At 68.5% G+C, this 425-nt stretch carries 1 pseudogene; it reads left to right on the forward strand.

What is annotated here, in order from left to right:
• A pseudogene (locus HA073_RS30245) lies at positions 1-425 on the forward strand (hypothetical protein); the annotation flags it as partial.

Raw genomic sequence — 425 nt, forward strand, 5'->3', positions numbered from 1 at the left:
GGCGGCTTCTCCGGCGAGCACGGCCCGGCGGCCTCGGCCGCGCCGAAGGGCTACGACGAGAAGGAGAAGCACCACGAGGCCGGGATCGTCGAGATCTTCGGTTCCGACCACGGCAAGGACGGCATCAAGTCCAGCCTGTCGGACAACCGCGCCGGCAAGAACGGCGGCGGTCTGTTCAGCAGCGGCGGCACCGTCACGGTCTCCTTCACCGCGATCACGGGCAACACCGCCTGCGAGAACGGTGGCGGCGTCTACGCCGAGAACACGGACCTGGACCTGGACAAGGTGCACGTGGCCAAGAACCACGCCGACGGCAACGGCGGCGGCGTGGTGGTCACCGGCGGCAAGCACTGGGGCTACCCGAACGACAAGGAGCACGCCAGCGCCACGATCGCCGACAGCAAGATCGTCGACAACACGGCCAA

Source organism: Micromonospora sp. CMU55-4 (genome assembly GCF_011602315.1).
GTDB classification, from domain to species: domain Bacteria; phylum Actinomycetota; class Actinomycetes; order Mycobacteriales; family Micromonosporaceae; genus Micromonospora; species Micromonospora chalcea.